Source organism: Geobacillus stearothermophilus ATCC 12980 (assembly GCF_030369615.1).
Taxonomy (GTDB): Bacteria; Bacillota; Bacilli; order Bacillales; family Anoxybacillaceae; genus Geobacillus; species Geobacillus stearothermophilus.
The window spans coordinates 2278938-2293896 of record NZ_CP128494.1; the positions used below are offsets into that span (position 1 = coordinate 2278938).

Consider the following 14959-nt stretch of genomic DNA (forward strand, 5'->3'; position numbering starts at 1 on the left):
CCACGGGTGGCAAAATGAAATTTTCTGAATACACATAAAGGAGGGAAAAGGTGACTTGATTGTGTGCATGCTTCCGCTCATGCGGCGGCGTTTCCATATACTTCAGCATGTCGTTCATCCAGCCCATGTTCCACTTGTAGTTAAAGCCAAGCCCGCCGTCATACGTCGGCGCCGTCATCCGCGGCCAATCGGTCGAATCTTCAGCGATCATCAAGACGTTGGGGTCATAGGCAAACACCGCTTCGTTTAACTTGCGCAAAAACTCGACCGCATACGGGTTTTCATAGAGCTGGTCGTTGTTCGGCCAATACAGCATGTTCGCGACCGCATCGACGCGGAATCCGTCGACGTGGTAATACTCGAGCCAAAACAAGGCGTTGGAGATGAGAAAACTGCGCACTTCCGGTTTGCCTAAGTCAAAATTCGCCGTCCCCCAGACGTAATTTTCTCGGTCTTTTTCGTTCGCATATTCGTACGTCGGGGCGCCGTCAAACATATATAACCCGTGGGCGTCCTTGCAAAAATGCCCCGGCACCCAATCGAGAATGACCCCGATTCCTGCCTGATGGCAGCGGTCGACGAAATACATGAAATCATGCGGCGCACCGTAGCGGCTTGTCACCGCATAATAGCCGGTCCCTTGATACCCCCACGAACGGTCGAGCGGATGCTCGACAAGCGGAAGCAGCTCAATGTGCGTAAATCCACGCTCTAGCACGTACGGGATAAGTTCGTCGGCCATCTCACGGTACGTCAAAAAACGATCTTCCTTTTTCTTCCATGAACCAAAATGGAGCTCATAAATGACCATCGGCTGCTCGTAAATCCGCTTTCGCCGCTTCTTCCGCTGCCAAGACTGATCGTTCCACTGGTATCCTTTCAGATCGTAGACAATCGAGGCGGTGTGGGGGCGCAATTCGGAGCAAAACGCGTACGGGTCCGCTTTCAGCAGCACTCGCCCATCCGGCGTGACGATCTCATACTTATACAAATGCCCTTCCAAGTTTTCCGGGACAACGATCGTCCATACTCCTTCATCGTTCACTTTGGTGAGGCGGAACTTCGCCCCGTCCCAGCCGTTAAAGCTGCCGACCAGGCGCACGTCGCGCGCATGCGGAGCCCAGACGCAAAAGCGGGTGGCGGCCCTTCCGCCCTCATCGATCACGTGGGCGCCAAACAGCTCGTAGCTTTTATGCAAGCTGCCTTCATGAAACAAATACACTTCCAAATCCGTCGGATTCGCCGCAATCAAGCTCGATCGCATCCTTTCTGAAGCTAGATGATGGCCATACACAATATTGACTCCTATTCGCCAGCAGCAGGATTCATTCCTTGAATTGTTCGTCTATATTTTTATATATATAAATTGAAATAAAGGTTTTCTCCCGTTTCACGGCGAATAAATACAAAGAGAAAATAGGGGAACGGAGAGAAAATATGATGCCAAATCACAAAGACGAGATCGAAAAGTTGTCCACTGCCATGAAAGAAGCAAAAAGTAAACGAGCATATGAACGCTACCAAGCGATTTATCTTCATTTGCAGGGATATACCAAAGGAGAAATCGCAACGATTATTGGTCGATCCAAGAAAACTATTTATAACTATATTCATGCCTACGCCCAGCGCGGTCTTGATGGACTGGAGATGAAATACTCACCTGGCGCCCCACGTCGATTGACCCCTGAGCAGGAAAAAGAGCTGGCTTTGATCATTGAACATCAGCTCCCCGTAGATGTGGGATTCGAAGCAAAATATAATTGGACGCTTGCGATAATCGCTGAACTCATTCAACAAAAGTGGGGGCCAACATACACGCTTCGCGGAACAAGTGACATTCTGCATCGGTTAGGGCTAAGCTATACGAAACCGACCTATACACTAGCCAATGCCGATGAAGAGAAACAAAAAGAATTCGTCGAAATCACCTTCCCTGAAGTAAAAAAAACTGGTAGATGGGAACATCGCCCATGTCCTCTTTCAAGATGAGTCGATGATTCGTGATTACCAAGCGATTCAAAAAACATGGTTTGTCAAAGGAAAACAACGAATCATTCCGACGTTTGGAAAACATCAAGGGCTGAAGCTGATTGGCACGTTGAACTACGAAACAGGGGAAGTGTTTTGCATCGAAGAAGAACGCTATGACGCGGAAACATTTCTTCGATTTCTTCAACTTGTGTTAGAACGCTATCCCACAGGCAAAATAGTGATGATTTTAGATAACGCTCGAATTCACCATGCCAAACTCATTCAGCCATTTTTAAAAGAACACGAAGATCGGTTAGAGCTCGTCTTTTTGCCACCATACAGTCCGCAATTGAACTTGATTGAAGGGCTATGGAAATGGCTGAAATCAGACGTGATTTACAACGTGTTCTATTCGAGTGTGCAAGAAATTAGAAAGAATGTCCAAGCCTTTATTCAGCGAATCAACCAGAAACCAGAACAAACGATCGATCGTTTGTGTGTTCAGTTGTAAATCTTTAATTCAACTTATATAGATGCAACGAAGAAGTTTAACATATCCTTGACGGAAAAGCGGTTTGTCCATTTTCGACTGTCGAAGGCAAGCCATAGGCTTGCCCCGTCACGCCAAGGCGTGACGTAAGACCGAACAACCACCTGCTTCACAGACCCATATATGGGTCTGTGAAGCGGCGTTGTTCGGTCGCCTGACAGTCGATAAAAGCTGCAAATGGTAAATCTTCAAATTGCATCTATATAGACAAATTCCAACAACCGCTCTTTCTCGCTGTCGAAATTTCATTTGCACACAAGCGGATTTTTATATTATAATATATATAAGTTGATAATTATTATAAATAACGGAGGTGCATTATGGCTCCAACACTGTACGATTTTCACCATCTCCCGCACGTCAAAACGCAACATGAATCAAAAAAAGCGCTCTGGGTGACGCTTTTGTTGACCATGTTTTTCACCGCCGTTGAAATCATTGGCGGACTGATTTCCAACTCGCTCGCCCTCTTGTCCGATTCGGCCCATATGGCATCCGATGTATTGGCGCTTGGATTGAGCATGGTCGCCCTCTACATGGCAACGCGCCCGCCGAACCGCCGCTTTACGTTCGGTTTTTTGCGATTTGAAATCATCACATCGTTTTTGAACGGGCTGACGTTGGCCGTCATTGCGCTGTGGATTTTATGGGAAGGCATTCAGCGTTTTCTTCATCCTGAACCGATCAACTTTCGTCTTATGCTCGGAATCGCGGCGATCGGCCTCATCGTTAACTTGACGTTGACCATCGTCTTAAGCCGGAGCACGAAAGAAGAAGACAACTTGAACGTTCAGAGCGCCCTTTGGCATTTCATCGGCGACTTAATCAGCTCGATCGGCGTCATCGTGTCCGCGCTGCTCATTTACTTCACTGGCTGGACGATTTTCGATCCGATCATCAGCCTCGTGATCGCCGCCATCATTTTCACAGGCGGGGCGAAAATTATGCGTGAATCGTATCTCATCTTAATGGAAGCCGTACCTGATGGGTTCGATCTCGAACAAATCCGCGCCGACATTCGACAGATCGAAGGGGTCGAAGACGTGCACGACATGCATTTATGGGCCATCTCCACCGACCATTACTCGCTGTCGGCCCATGTGTTTGTCAGCGAGCACATCCAGCCGCTTTGTGTCATTTTGGCGGTGAATGAAATGCTGAAGGAAAAATACGGCATTGAGCATGCCACGATCCAAGTCGAGCACGCCATGCTCCACGACCACGGAACCTATGGGAAGGCGTTTTTGGAGAAAAAGAAGCAGCCGCAATGATAAAGACCGCCCATGCCGAATCGGCAAGGCGGTCTTTTATGATCAGTTCACGGATCGTTTTAACCCGTTTTTGGCTCCGTTTTCTTTTTGCAGGCGGTACGAAGCTGCATATCCCGTTTCTTCCGTTTCGTCCACGCCGTAGACGTAAACATTACCGAGACGGTCTTTGTATGCAAGCAAGTAATAGTAGTCACTGTATTTGTCTTTTTTCGCATACACGATGTTGGTTTCCACATTGGCCTTCAGCGAATAGGTCTTCTCATCAATGTACGCATCGCCGTACGGGTCATAGACGAATAACGTAGCCGTCACGGCTTCCGTGACGCGAATCGATAAGTTCAAGGCCGTCCGGTTGCCATAGCTGTCATAGGTGAAAGAGTAAAGGGAAGAAACGAGCCATGGAGGATCAGCGCTGTTATCGATTTTCCCTTCCGTCGTTTCGATCACCCCATTCGCAAACCGGGCGGCAATGCGGAACGTATAGACGCTGTCATCGTAAAACACGGTTTCGCCATTGTCGTTCAATCCATCCCATGTCAGCACTTGATCGCCGGCGTTAAGCGGATGTTCCGTCCAGATCGTCCGCACTTTTTCCCCTGCCTCATTGAAAATTTCCGCCGTCACCGTCGCTGGCGTGGACAGCCGGAAATGGACTTCGCTTCCCATTTCTTCATAAAACCAGACGACTTGCGGCGCGGCCACGTTGGCCAAGTCGACGTGCAGGAGGCTCGTGAAGGAAGCCTGCTGCCCGCGGGCGTCCACCACTTTCATGCGCACCTCATATTGCCCGTCAGCGACATACTGGCCGCTTCCGTCTTTCCCATCCCACGCCGCCTTTTTGCTTCCCGGGCCTTGCTGCGATCCAGAGAGAACGGTGCGCACGAGGGACGAACCTTGGTAAATTTCCACCGTGACGCTGCCCGCCTTCGACAGCGTATACGGGATGTCAAATGGCCCTTGCTGGACATAATACAAATCGTCCGGTGCCTGAATGGTTGGCTTGCGCCAATCTTCCACCTTAAATTTCGCCGTATGGACCACAAGCTTGTTGCCGCACAAGTCGGCAATTTCAACAGTATAATAGTAGTTTCCTTCACTGACAAAGGCGTTTTTGTTGTCTTTTCCGTCCCAGCTGATCGTATAAGAACCGCTGTTGTATTTTTTATTGCGCAAAAGCTGTTTGCTGATGGCTCCTTTTTCTGTTTTCACGTAGGCAGAAACGACGAGAGGCTCTTTCAGATTCATCCGGAAGCTTGCTTTCGCCACCCCGTCCATTTTAAACAGTGTTTGGCCAAGCGACACGCCGCTAAAGGCGACTTTTGTATCGATCACGACCGAGAGGCTGCGCGCGGCTTCCTTGCGTTTTTTGTCGTCCACTGCGGACAGTTTCAACCGGTACGTTCCGTCAGGCAGCAGCTTTCCGCTCGCATTTTTCCCGTCCCAAACAAGCGTCTGTTTTCCGCCGGAAAGCCATTTGTTGCTCCAAATCGTTTTCACGAGCTTGTTTTTCGAATCGTACACTTGCGCCGTGACGCTTGCCTTTTTGTTGAGCGCAAACGGAATGGACACCTTCCCTTTTGCCTTCGGCGAGAACGATACAGTGGAAGATGACAGCTGAATAGACGGAACCACGCTGTCTACAACCTTGATTTGCTTCGTTTTCGCCACCGTTTCGCGCCCGTTCGACACTTGAACGACCATCGTATACGCGCCGCTTCCGACAAATGCGCCGTTATCTTGTTTGCCGTCCCACGACAAGGAAATGCGGTTGCTGTTCCAAAGCTTGTTTTTGGCGATCGTCCGGACGGCGTACCCCCTGCTGTTTTTTACGTACGCCGTCACTTTCAGCCCTTTTCTATAGGCGGACAGCGAAAACCCAACCTTGTTATTTCCCTTCATTGTAAACGTTCCTGCCGCCGAAATCGAAGACAGCGGCGAAGGCGTGTTCCGCACCGCCTTATAGGCATCCACTCTTCCATACCCATAAAACACGTCCCATCCCTTACCGCCCAGATCGACGGTTGACTTTCGCAAAATGCTCTCGACTTCCCCGCGCGTCAGCAGCGGATTTTTCGACAACACGAGCGCTGCCGTGCCCGATACGATCGGCGCCGCCATCGATGTCCCAGTCAGGCTGTAATAGGAACTTCCCGGAAACGTGGAATAAATGTTGACTCCGGGGGCGGCGAGGTCAATGTAATCGCCGTAGTTGGAGAAATCGGTGATCCAATCGCTGCTGTCCGTAGCGCTCACGGCGATGACCGGGTCAAACGCAGCCGGATACACCGGGAAGTCTATATCGTCATTTCCCGCCGCCGCGACAAGCACAACTCCTTTGGACACCGCGTATTGCACCGCTTCTGCTTCGTACACTGTCGCGGAGTACAACCCGAGGCTGAGGTTAATCACATTCGCTCCGTGGTCTACCGCATACACGATTCCGTACGCCACGTCGTAACTCGTCGCCCCATCGCCTTCGAACACGTTCACCGGCATAATTTTCACATTCGGCGCCACGCCCACGACCCCTTTTTTATTGATCGACGCGGCAATGATGCCGGCTACATGCGTGCCATGCTCCCCAGCTGGGACCGACTTCGCCCCTGTCAGCACATTGTAGGGGGATACAATTTTTCCCGCCAAATCGGGATGGTTCATCTGCACCCCGTCATCGACGACCGCCACGGTAATTTGCCCCGATCCTTTTGTCGTATCCCACGCCTTCGGGGCGTTGATTTTTTTCAAATGCCACTGTTTGCTGTACCCTGGATCGCTCGGCGTATAAGTCCGTTCAATCACGTAGTTCGGTTCCACCGATTCAATTTCCGGAAGTTGGACGAGTTTGGCCGCCAATCCTTTCAAATCCGTGCCTTTCGGCGCTTTGACCAGGGAAAAGTTCCCGATGTCCATGAACGAAAGCTCGGCAGCCCGAAACAGCCGCAGCAGCGCTTCCCGCCGTTGTTCGCTGATTCCTTCTTTAAACTTCACAACCAACTCGTTTGCCGCTATTTCTTTTGGCTCGGAAAACTTTACAACGACATCCTTCACCGAAGACGGCGGCTTGACGGAATCCACTGTTTCCGCTGAGACAGCGGAATGATAGACTCCGAGCAGCAGCAGCGACAGGCCGATGGCCCTCAACCATTTCACGTGTTTGCTCCCCCTTCTTTTCGCTTCCCTTTCATTACGGCCGCCATGCCATCTTTCACTCGAACCGGCTACCCCCTTTCCTTTGTTGCTATATAGGAAAATATAACAATATTATACAATTGGAAACTGCCGTATATCTACCACTATTTAACTCAATCTTTGTAAAGAAATCCCTCGCTTCAACGCGAAGGGAAAGAGGGGGTGAATGTCGGTCGGCATCAGCCGAACCGCCTGGATACAGTTGTTTGTAAACTGGATGCAGGGGCTGCACGGGGAAAATCCAATGCGAAAACGAAACGAATCTTTCCACGAGAATCTACCGGTTTTCGCTTTGATCACTACTGTTCAGGAAGGAACCGCCCCCTCTTTCGCGAATCCATATACATAACCGCCTTTCACGGCCGCCCCGCCAAAACCGATCGAAAAGGAGGATTTCCGATGGAAATGGAGGTCATCTTGTCGTTTTTCAGCGTCGCCATATTGCTTACATTGGCGCCGGGCCCGGACATTTTATTCGTCATCGCCCAAAGCGTGTCGCAAGGCAAACAGGCGGGCATCGCCACCGCGCTCGGGCTGTGCACCGGCCTGCTTGTCCATATCAGCGCGGCGGTGCTCGGCGTCTCGGCTGTCATTTACCAATCCGCCTTAGCGTTTGCCATCGTCAAGTACGCCGGCGCCGCGTATTTGCTGTACTTGGCATGGCAGGCGTTCCGCGAAAAAGACAGCAGTCTCGCCTTTGGGCGGCAGAAGCCAATGGCATACGCCTCGCTGTACAAAAAAGGCATTGTCATGAACGTGCTCAATCCGAAAGTGTCGCTCTTCTTTTTGGCGCTCCTGCCGCAGTTCGTTGATCCGTCAGCGGGCCAGATCCCGCAGCAAATGCTCGTATTAGGCGTCATCTTTCTCGTTCAAGCTCTCGCTGTCTTCACCTTAGTGAGCATCGGTGCGGAAAAACTGCGCCAATGGCTCTCGGCCCACACCGCCATCACTAGGCGAATCCATTGGCTCAAAGGCGCCATCTTCGCGCTGATCGGCATCCAAATCGCCGTCAGCGAGCGGTCGTAGCGGAAGAAAAAAGAGGGCGGCTGCCCTCTTTTCTGCTCATCTCCACAACAGTGCCGCGCCTCCCAATATGAGGAGCAGGGAGAGAAATAGCACCCATGTTGACCAAAGATCGATCATTTCAAAAAACAAGACTATTCTCCGCTCACGCCCCTCCTTCTTCTTGTATTCTTCCCACTGTTGCTTAATGATCACGATCCCAAACGGAAACACCCCGATTCCCGCCACAAGGAGAATCACCGCTATTCCTTTGTCATCCGTCCCCATTCCTCTAGCCAACCTCCGCACCGAATCACCGCCCGCGCTTTCAGGCAGGTGAGGATCATGCTTTCTGACGCCGTTCGCCCTCGCTCACGACGCTTTCGTTTGCAGCAGCTTCACACCAAGCCCGATAAACACGATCCCTGTCAATCGATTGACAAGAAGCGCCATTTTCGCGTTTTGACGCATCCGTTTCGTCGCTAGCGCGGCGACATAGACGACGCCAAGCCCCCACAGCGTGCTCGTCACCACGAACGAAACGCCGAGCAGCAGAAACGGAAGCGGGCCGTATGGCTGGGCCGTTTCGATGAATTGCGGCAAAAACGAAAGGAAAAACAACGCCACTTTCGGATTCAACACATTCGTCGTCACGCCGTGCCAATAAATCTTGTTCAGCTTCATCGGCGCCAACTCCCCCGACTCCAACGCGGGCGGCGCCGGCTGCCGCATCATTTTGATGCCAAGATACACCAAATACGCCGCGCCAGCGATTTTCACAGCCGTAAATAAGACAACCGACTGCTGCAAAATCACCGCCAAACCAAACGCAGCGAGCAACGTATGAATGAACACACTCCCATCGAAATGCCCAACACCGAATACACGCCCGCTTTTCTCCCTTGCGCCACACTGCGCCCCATAATATACATCGTATCCACTCCCGGAGTGGCATGCATCAAAATCGACGCCAGCAAATACATCCCGTAACTTGTAATGCCTAACACATGTCTCCCTCCTGACCAAGCTAGCAAACAATCATCCATGGACAGTGGCACTGCTTTCGGGCAATGTTACAAAAGGTGGGGGGCTTCACCACCGATACAGTGACAAAATCGTTCCGTTTTCCAAAACGAATGATCCCAAGAACCTCGATGTCCACCGGCCTTCGAAAAAGCAGATGATGGGTAGCGCCCGGTCGGACAAGCAGCGCTTCCCCAATCGAACATCTTTTTTCCTTCCATGACCGCCCGCTCAACGAAAGCGGCTGTTTTTCACTGTCCTTGTTAGAAGTGAACTGCCCACCACCTACGCTTCGCTTAGAGGCAGGGGCTTCAAGCGACTTGTGCGTGTTCACTGAACGGTAAGCCACAAACAAGAACCCTTTACGCTTCCCTTCGTTCCAAAGGTGTCGGTTTGAACCATAGACGATCATATTCATCGGCGATGGCCAACCGAAATTCATCTCCCACCTACTCATTGATCGATCGCTCTTCACATTCCTTGAGGTGGGAGACTTCTTTCGGAAATGACGTTAACGTAAAAGATCTTCTTCTCATCGTCAGTCAAAAAGGCGATATTTTCGAAATGGAAAAAATGGCAGTAGCGCCAGAAATACTTTTAGTCACATTTTCGTGTCACCTAAAAGGCCGGTAAAAAACGGCTGTCACGAGCAAATCAGCGGCATTTCGCCGAAAAAGAAGATTGATTCCGCAAGGTTGTTCTAATTAAGAAACAGCTGGAACTAGCAGTATTTTATACGAAATCACCTGCCTCCTAAATCACCTGCTATTTTTCCAACCTCTTCTTAACGTCCAGATTTTTCTAGCTCTTTCGAATGGTTTGTTTTCGTTTCTTTCCAAGACAACAGCGTAAGTTCGTATTGGGCAAACCCGTTGGACAATGTCGCCACATAGCGGATGCGGCTGTCTGGCGGCAAATATTTTTGTGCTTCCAGTGACGATTCAAAGGAAACGGTCACCGATGCTTTCCCTTTCACTGGCGCAAAGGTCCAGTTGCCGTCCACGGACGGGTTGATCGTTCCGTTTTCGCGAATATAATCGATGATCACTTGCCGGTTTTCATCCGGCGCGGCCAAAATCGTGTTTTTCCCGCCCGGATTGATGATCCGGTTCGTCGTCGCCCGATAGTTGTTCGTCGCAACGATAAATTCCATCTTCGCCGTCACCGGTTTGCCTTGGAATCGCAAGTTTTTAATGCGGTTTGCTTTCGGATTGATCACATTTTGGTTTTTGTCGTATTTCGCCGGCTCGGTCACATCGATCTCGTACGTCACGCCATCAATAATGTCGAAGTTGTACGTCGGGAAGTCGTTGTTGACAAGCGGCTGAATGCCTGTCTTGTTCGGGTCGATTTGGTTGAATTGTCCCGCCGACCACTCAAGCCATTCTTTCAACTCGGCTCCCGTAATTTTCAGCGCATACACCGTGTTTGGATACAAGTACAAATCGGCGACGTTTTTAATGGCGATTTCCCCTGCCGGAATATCCGTGTAATAGCTCGGTCCACCGCGCCCGCCGGCCTTGAACGGAGCGCCGGCTGACAGCACCGGAAGGCCTTCATACTGCGTCCCTTTTAACATTTTTTCCACATACCACTTTTGGGCGTTCGTGACGATTTGCACGGACGGATCATCTTGAACGAGTGCAAAATAGCTGTTGATCGGGCTCGTAGTTTTTCCAACCGGGCTGCGGACGTACTGGATCGTCGCTTCGTGCTCCGCCTGAATGGCCTGCTCGACGGCCGAATCGCTGTCAACCAACGGCGTTTTCGTCGCCTTGTCATACACTGGACGGAGTTGGGCTTTCGCTTGCGTCACTTTCCATTTTCCGTCGACTTGCTCGACCGTCAAGTCGATCACGCCGAGCGTATCGCCCCATGAACCCGGCATCGTCACCGGAACGCCACTAAAATGCGCAGCTTGACGACGTCCCGCTCCTCCGCGCCTACCGCCGTCGGCCCAAACGAAGGAGCCAGCAGCCCCAACGCCAACACCACGCTCGCCGCCGCGTATTTCTTCCGTTTTTTCAATGTCCATCTCCCACTCATCAAATCATTGTCATCTTTCTGCGCCCGCATAGCGCGCTCGAAGACCGGGTGCCGGTCGTCATCCCGGAGCTCGCCGAGCTATCGCATATGTCGGCCCAGTGAACGAAGCTGATCACCATGGCACAAGCGTTTCTCCAACAAGAGACAACCTGACCTTTTTGTCCTCCTGAGCCCGTCGAAGAGAAAACCTGCCGGATTCGGCGAAGCGAACCCTTGACCAACCGAACACCGCCAAAGGTAACATTCGATAAAGGCAAGGGCGGCTTTTCGATTGCCTCCCTCTAGAAATGTTGATTTATCAAGGCTTTTCGGCCTCTCAGGGGTGTCCAAAAAATATTTTTCGACAAAATCCCTTACATCCTTTTTCAGTTTTGTGGATATCTTACAGACCTAGGGTGCGCTTCGCGGCCACGGCTGGGGATATTTTCCTGCCGTGGGGGGGGAAGCATATTCGATGCACCCTTTGGATCTCCGCGTCGCTGATGAGGACGAACCCTCCCATGTCTCCGGGCGTCTTCGCGCCAACATTCCCTCGTTCGGTCTCGTCATCAGGCGGAGGCCGGCCAAGCTCCTTTAGGGACTCAAGGTCGAATGGATGAAATCACGCCAGCTTCTCCGGTGTCATCTCGTTGTCCAACGATTCTTCCGTTCGCAGGGGGAGGCCTTAGGCCGCCCGTTGCACCTGGGACAAGACGTCCTGTTTCATTCGCTCCGCGTCAAACGCTTGTTTCTTCGTACAAATCGCAAACAGCACATTCAACAGCTTCCGGCACAAGGCGACGATGGACTGCTTTCCGGTCAGCGGATTGACGGATCGGGTCGTATAATACTCATGCAGCTCGCGAAACGCCTCGTTATGCCGAATCAGCGGAATCATCGCCCGAAACAGCACCGAGCGCAACCGTTTCCGTCCCCGTTTGGAGATGTGCTTTTGCCCTTTGCGCTGGCCGGAGGAGTTCTCCTTGAGCGTCAGGCCCGCCAACTTCACCAATTGGCGCGGGTCCCGATAATGGGCGAAGCTGCCGATCTCCGCCAGCAGATCGATGATCGTGGCGTCTCCCAACCCGTCGACCGTTTTCAACCATTGGTACTCCATCGTCGTTTGAACCAATGCCTTCAACTCGGCGTCCAGTGCAGCGATCTCCGCCTCCAATTGGCGGTATCGGCGGACGAGCGCGGCGATCTCAAACCGGGCCATCGCTGTCCCTTCCGTCACCCCAATCGAGTCCTTCGCGGTGTTGATCAACGCCTGAATTTTGGCCTTCTGCGGGCATTTCATCCCTTTGCTTTGCCGGTACACCTCGATGAGCTCCTCGGCGGTCCGACCGGCCATATCAGCCGGAAGCGGCGTCCACTCCAACACCGAAAGCGCCGTTTTCCCCAAGTCACGAAACACGGTCCAAAACTCTGGAAAATACCGATCCGTCCAGCGGACGATCGCGTTTTTCACCGCCGTCTGTTCCTTGCGGAGCTTCTCTTTGAGCGTGCTTCCCACGCGCAAATCGGCTTCGATCTCGTGCAGCAGCCGGGGAACGAGGAATCGTCCGTCTTTTGCCAGTCTGGCAATGACCAGGGCGTCTTTGGCGTCGTGTTTCGTCGGCAGGTTGTCATCGAGTTCTTTCGACCGGCACACATGCGCCGGGTTGACCATGACCAACGGGATCCCGTGCTCCTCGAGGAAGTAGGCCAGGTTCAACCAGTAGTGCCCGGTCGGCTCCACCGCGACGATCACCTCTGACTTCCCAAACGCTTGCATCGCCTCCTGAATCGCTTTATACAGCTGCTGAAACCCCTCTTTCGACTGGAAGATCGGGAACGACTTGCGAAGCACGCGCCCCCGGTCATCCACGAAGCAGGCGTAGTGGGTTCGTTTCGCGATATCGATGCCCACGACAAGCGTTTGTTCCGTAACTTGATCAATTTTATAGTTTTGTGTACAATTCATCTGAAGTCCTCCTTGGTATGGTGAGTGATGTGGTTGACACCCCTGCATCATACCAAGAGGGCTTTTTTGATCAAGTCCCCGGAAAAGCTTCTAACGGGAATGCTCCGTTATTCCCCCATTCTTTGTTGTCCCTTGACAATAATATTTTATTTTAAATATTAAGGAAATAAAATAAAAAATTAGATTCATGATTAACTTCTCAAACTTGCTTACTCCATCGCCTTACGAATATGCTCTGGAATCATCACTACTTCTGTCGTGATCACAGGTTCGTTATATTCCTCATCAATACACTCATACCAGAACGCCAAATGTTTTTTATCAATTTCGTGTTCGGACTCTTCTACGGAAATCCCGCCTTCTCCCTGAACAGAGAACCAGTAAAGAAACTCTCCTTCCTCATTTCGCTCGCGGAAGATCGCTTCGACATGCATTTTTTCATCTTTGAGCGTCAACAGCACCTCGTTCATATGTGTGTTTAATAATTCCATCCATTCATCCACCCGCTTCGATTTTCCTTCCTTTACGCGAAATTTGCTTAATTCTACTTTCATCTCATGCTTCCACCTTTCTATTTATTGATGAGCTTCAAAATATAGAAAGAAAGCAGTATATCTTGTATGCCATGCCGAAAACGGTGGAGATAAGCGTCGCATAATAGTCATCAATGTGACCGTGCGCCACATGCCAGACAACTAACAGAAAAATGATATAGCATACTACATCGAGCAGCATCCCTTGCTTAGACGTTCGTTTTTCACCTTATCTTTCTACTCTATTTCGCTTCCTATCTATATAATTCCTTCTATAATTTTACACTTAACTATATAAATGCACCTTGAAAAGTTAACCTTTGCATCACGCTGCACACCCCAAGCGTCGAAGCACCTCTTCCGGTTGTTGATCTATATATTCCATAAACCGGGCAATGGCTTGGTCAATATCCATTTGATCTTTGTGAAACACATTGGCAATGACCGCATCCTTGAGCCATTTCCACAAGCGTTCGATGGGATTCAGCTGTGGGGAATAAGGAGGTAAAAAGATCAAGTGAAACGATTCCCCTTCTTGGCGCAAGAAATCTCTCACCATTTTGACATGGTGGATGCGGGCATTGTCGAGCACGAGCACGATCAGCTGGTCTGGATAACGGCTCTTCAAGATCTTTAAAAAATCCAAAAACGTCGTCGCATTCGCAGCGACTGCTCGATGAAGAACGGTGTCCCCATTGAGCACATTCACCGCCCCAAATACAGAAACGTGGGCATGATGGCCGCACGTAGGCACTTTCCATTTCACCTCACCGAACACGATTGTACGCACACGATTTTCTTTTCTCGAATCGTATTCAGTAAATAAAAAAACAAGAGATTTCACTTACGTGAAACCCCTTGTCCCTAAAGCCTTCTTCCTATTTTCGATGCCGATGGTGGGAGTAAAACCACCACCCTCCAAACCTTGATTTTTCAAAGTTTATAGACTTTCAATTTCCTTGGTGTGCAAAATTTGTGCAAAATTATCTCCAGTGCGTAAATCCATGCAAAAAGGCGGAGCGATCCGCCTTCTTTTCGTTGCTCATATTCCTTCTTCAATCTTCCGCATCATCGTCTCGATGAAAGAAAGGATACTTCAGAAGCATTTTCTGAAACGATCCCTCATCCCTTATGGGAAGACGTCGATGCGGAAACTTGTAGTAGCATTTCTGATGCATGACAGTATTGATGATGTCGAGGAACACTTTCTCGTCTGGCTGAACCGGTTCAGAACAAATGGGGCAACGCAGGCGGCCGATGATTTGGAACATATTCTTTTTTCCCTCCAAGTTAATACTCATTGGATAAATACCTCATTAAATTATGCTCATTGTCTCTTTTACCCGTGGTGCTAGATAAACTTGATCAAGCATAAAAATAGCCCTTGCTGGCGGATCTCCAGTAGAATGAAAGTGTCACCCAACATTCG

General features: G+C 50.5%; 9 protein-coding genes and 3 pseudogenes. 3 read left to right on the forward strand and 9 right to left on the reverse strand.

Annotated features, from left to right (window positions below; all coding sequences use genetic code 11):
* Window positions 1–7: 7 nt before the first annotated feature.
* Window positions 8–1264 (reverse strand): annotated as a pseudogene (gene glgB, locus QSJ10_RS12300) (1,4-alpha-glucan branching enzyme); the annotation flags it as partial.
* Between the two features lie 173 nt (window positions 1265–1437).
* On the opposite strand from glgB, the gene QSJ10_RS12305 reads away from it, so the two are divergent.
* A protein-coding gene (locus QSJ10_RS12305; protein ID WP_015374552.1) for an IS630-like element ISBs2 family transposase occupies window positions 1438–2482 on the forward strand; the annotation gives its coding sequence in 2 pieces (ribosomal slippage) (window positions 1438–1941 and window positions 1943–2482; 1044 coding nt in all).
* 359 nt (window positions 2483–2841) lie between these two features.
* Entirely contained in the window at window positions 2842–3792 is a 951-nt protein-coding gene (locus tag QSJ10_RS12310) for a cation diffusion facilitator family transporter (protein ID WP_033016377.1), read from the forward strand.
* Window positions 3793–3834: 42 nt separating this feature from the next.
* On the opposite strand, the gene QSJ10_RS12315 is transcribed toward QSJ10_RS12310, so the two are convergent.
* Window positions 3835–6942 (reverse strand): S8 family serine peptidase, encoded by a 3108-nt coding sequence (locus QSJ10_RS12315; RefSeq protein WP_049625449.1) that lies wholly within the window; start codon window positions 6940–6942, stop codon window positions 3835–3837.
* Between the two features lie 438 nt (window positions 6943–7380).
* On the opposite strand from QSJ10_RS12315, the gene QSJ10_RS12320 reads away from it, so the two are divergent.
* The gene (locus tag QSJ10_RS12320) at window positions 7381–8007 is read left to right on the forward strand and encodes a LysE family translocator (RefSeq protein WP_053532253.1); all 627 of its coding nucleotides are present in this window, start codon (window positions 7381–7383) and stop codon (window positions 8005–8007) included.
* Between the two features lie 36 nt (window positions 8008–8043).
* On the opposite strand, the gene QSJ10_RS12325 is transcribed toward QSJ10_RS12320, so the two are convergent.
* From QSJ10_RS12325 to QSJ10_RS12355, 7 genes and pseudogenes are all read right to left on the reverse strand, one after another.
* A complete protein-coding gene (locus QSJ10_RS12325) occupies window positions 8044–8271 on the reverse strand; it encodes a hypothetical protein (protein ID WP_033016373.1) in 228 nt (75 codons plus the stop codon).
* 84 nt (window positions 8272–8355) lie between these two features.
* Window positions 8356–8990 (reverse strand): annotated as a pseudogene (locus QSJ10_RS12330) (LysE family translocator).
* 812 nt (window positions 8991–9802) lie between these two features.
* Window positions 9803–10912: pseudogene (locus QSJ10_RS12335) on the reverse strand (bifunctional 2',3'-cyclic-nucleotide 2'-phosphodiesterase/3'-nucleotidase); the annotation flags it as partial.
* Entirely contained in the window at window positions 10897–11034 is a 138-nt protein-coding gene (locus tag QSJ10_RS12340; RefSeq protein ID WP_162489996.1) for a hypothetical protein, read from the reverse strand. The gene QSJ10_RS12340 and the pseudogene QSJ10_RS12335, both read right to left, overlap by 16 nt.
* 682 nt (window positions 11035–11716) lie before the next feature.
* The gene (locus QSJ10_RS12345) at window positions 11717–12997 is read right to left on the reverse strand and encodes an IS110 family RNA-guided transposase (protein ID WP_033013870.1); all 1281 of its coding nucleotides are present in this window, start codon (window positions 12995–12997) and stop codon (window positions 11717–11719) included.
* 209 nt (window positions 12998–13206) lie between these two features.
* Window positions 13207–13551 carry a DUF6176 family protein gene (locus QSJ10_RS12350; RefSeq protein ID WP_012749497.1) on the reverse strand — a complete coding sequence of 115 codons (345 nt, stop codon included), beginning with the start codon at window positions 13549–13551 and terminating at the stop codon, window positions 13207–13209.
* Window positions 13552–13855: 304 nt separating this feature from the next.
* Window positions 13856–14374 (reverse strand): IS630 family transposase, encoded by a 519-nt coding sequence (locus QSJ10_RS12355; protein WP_230581368.1) that lies wholly within the window; start codon window positions 14372–14374, stop codon window positions 13856–13858.
* Window positions 14375–14959: the final 585 nt, after the last annotated feature.